Origin of the sequence: Streptomyces capoamus, from assembly GCF_014654935.1 — a bacterium.
Lineage (GTDB): Bacteria > Actinomycetota > Actinomycetes > Streptomycetales > Streptomycetaceae > Streptomyces > Streptomyces capoamus.
The window spans coordinates 174,480-176,957 of record NZ_BNBF01000004.1 but is presented as its reverse complement, the minus strand read 5'-3'; the positions used below and the strand labels follow the sequence as shown (position 1 = coordinate 176,957).

General features: G+C 69.6%; 3 protein-coding genes. 1 reads left to right on the top strand and 2 read right to left on the bottom strand.

The genetic code is table 11. The features are described 5' to 3' along the window. A partial coding sequence (locus tag IE312_RS08895) for a hypothetical protein (RefSeq protein ID WP_229899372.1) occupies window positions 1-228 on the top strand: 228 nt, incomplete at its 5' end. 139 nt (window positions 229-367) lie between these two features. Here the strand turns inward: IE312_RS08895 and gvpJ are convergent. Continuing rightward, the gene (gene gvpJ, locus IE312_RS08890) at window positions 368-742 is read right to left on the bottom strand and encodes a gas vesicle protein GvpJ (RefSeq protein WP_189980064.1); all 375 of its coding nucleotides are present in this window, start codon (window positions 740-742) and stop codon (window positions 368-370) included. A gap of 718 nt (window positions 743-1,460) precedes the next feature. Then, window positions 1,461-1,904 carry a large conductance mechanosensitive channel protein MscL gene (gene mscL, locus IE312_RS08885; protein WP_229899370.1) on the bottom strand — a complete coding sequence of 148 codons (444 nt, stop codon included), beginning with the start codon at window positions 1,902-1,904 and terminating at the stop codon, window positions 1,461-1,463. Window positions 1,905-2,478 lie beyond the last annotated feature (574 nt).

Genomic DNA, 2,478 nt, shown 5'->3' with positions numbered 1-2,478 from the left:
GCCGTCTCGTTCGCAGGTGGAGGAAACATGCTGGCGTTGAGAATTGCCGTGGCGCTGATGCTCCTCGTCGGCGCCGCCGCGATCCTCCTGTCCCTGACAGGGGACGGCGGTCACGCGCCGGCCTTCCCCCTGGTGCTGGGCATCACGGCCGTAGGGTGCGGCGCCGTCCTGATGGTGCTGATGGCCCGGGGCTCCCGGCGGGCCGGAACGAGGAGGGACCTGCGGTGAGGAACGCGCTTTCGCTGCTGCTGATACTCGCGGTGCCCGCGGTGGTGGCGCAGACAGTGAAGGAAGCCGGCGGCGCAGACACACGGAAGCGTTCGGGGGGACCCACGCCCGGCCGGACCGGACCGGCGCGCCGCCGACGTCAGGACCGTCGCTGAGCCTGGCCCTCTTCCCGCGCCTGCTGGAACGCCTCCGACACCGCCTCCGCGGCTCCGGAGAGGACGCCCTTGGCCGCACCTTGGGAGCCGGACCCCTTCATCTTCTCCGGAAGCTCGGTGAGCCCGGCCGGCTTCCGCGGTCCCGATTCCAGGTCCAGACGGTTGCACGCCTCGGCGAACCGCAGGTACGTGTCGACGCTGGCGACCACGATACGAATGTCGATCTTGAGTATCTCGATACCCACGAGGGACACCCGGATGAAGGCGTCGATCACCAGCCCCCGGTCGAGGATGAGTTCCAGAACGTCGTAGAGGCCACTGGAACCGCCACCGCCACCGCCCTGCCGCGCCACGGTCATCACGACCACCCCTTGTCATCGATCGCACACGATCCCGTCGACGTCGTACCGGCCGCGACGACGGCTGCCAGGTAGGTCTGACCTCCTGCACCCGGACCAAACACTTGTGCGGTCCGCTAGGCAATGTCGTTACAGATGGCTGGGCCGCACGCCCGGTTTCGCGCGGTGATCACGGCAGTCGCGGTGGCGGCGGTCTCGGTCGCCGCCGGGCCATCGTCAGGCATGCCGACAGAGGGCACTTCCGGGGTACACGGCCGTCATGTTCTTCTTCAGCAATCGGATCGGCTGCCTCGGTTCCCTGCTCATCAGCGTGATCGCGACTGCGATCCTGTACCTGATCTTCACGCGGTGACGCGCCCGGCCGCCGCTCGCGCCTCCGCCGCCCTGTGGGGAACGAACTGCCCGGCACCCGCCCTACGCCCGTCGCGGCGCAGGTAGCCCTTGGCGTCGGACGGCGGGTCGGCAGCGTGGCCGCACGGCCGAGCCGCCCACGCCTCGTCGGCGGCGGCGGATTCGCCATCCGCCTCACGTCCCGCGGCTAAGGGCCTCCCGGACAGCGGGTCGTAGATCGCCCGCCGCACTCGCGGATCGAGCGGAGCCGCAACGGGAACGCGACAGCCATGACAGCGCCCTGCAAGACGCACGCCCGCTTAGCGGCCGCCACTGAGGCGGGTACGCGGGAGCGGGCATGAGCTGAGAGCGCGCGTTGAGGGTCCGGTCACCCGGCGCGCTGGGTTGTCTCCCCGGTCTGGGCGGGTACCGCGGGCAGGGGGACGGTGCAGGAGGCGCAGCGTCGGGCCTGGGCCGGGACGGGGCTGAGGCACTCGGGGCAGTCCCGCTTGGGGGCTTGGACGTCGTGGTGGGGAGCGAGACGCTCGTGCAGCTTGTTGATCGGGAGTACGACGAGGAAGTACAGGGCGCTGGCGATGAGGAGGAAACTGATCGCCGCGTTGAGGAAGGCTCCATAGGGGAACTTGGTGGCGCCTACTGTGAAGGTCTTGCGGCCCATGTCGCCGGTGGCACCGGTGGCCAGTCCCACGAGCGGAGTCAAGAATGCGCCGACGAAGCCGTTGACGACGGCGGTGAACGCCGCTCCGATCACGATGCCGACTGCCAAGTCGACCACATTGCCGCGCAATATGAAGCTGCGGAAGCCCTTCACCTTCACTCCTTCTAGGCCATGACATCGACGGGCGGCACCCCGGCTCATCACCCCGGATGCCCTGCCAGGCCTCACCCATGCCTGGGGGGTGCACCCTGATGTCGCGTACGGATTGCGTCAGTGGAGCGTACGAAACGCGTACGTAGGCCGACCCCATGCATAGTCCCGCGGGAAGCCAACGTCGGACCGCCGTGGTCGCCACGGTGACCGCGAGTGCTCTGCTGTTCACCAATCTGACCAGCCGCCGGGGTCCTCACCCCGCTGGCCGTCGCCGCGCTGGCATCTGGAGGGGCTGCCCGGCCGGGCGCTGGACCTGACCGGCTGCGCCCTCATCGCCTGCGGTCTGGCGCTGCTGGTGTTCGCCTGCGAGCGGTCCTCGGACTGGGGCTGTCGGTTCGCTCGTCCCCTTCCTCGCCGGCGTCCTACTGCTCGTCGTGCTCGTGCTGGTGGAACTGCGCACTGCGGAACCGTTGTTGGACCTCCGCCACCTGCGCTGCGCCAGGACGTCCGTGCCGCTGGCCGCCCTGGCCATCGTGCAGTGCACGTCGCTCGCGCACCCTCCACACGGGCCTGC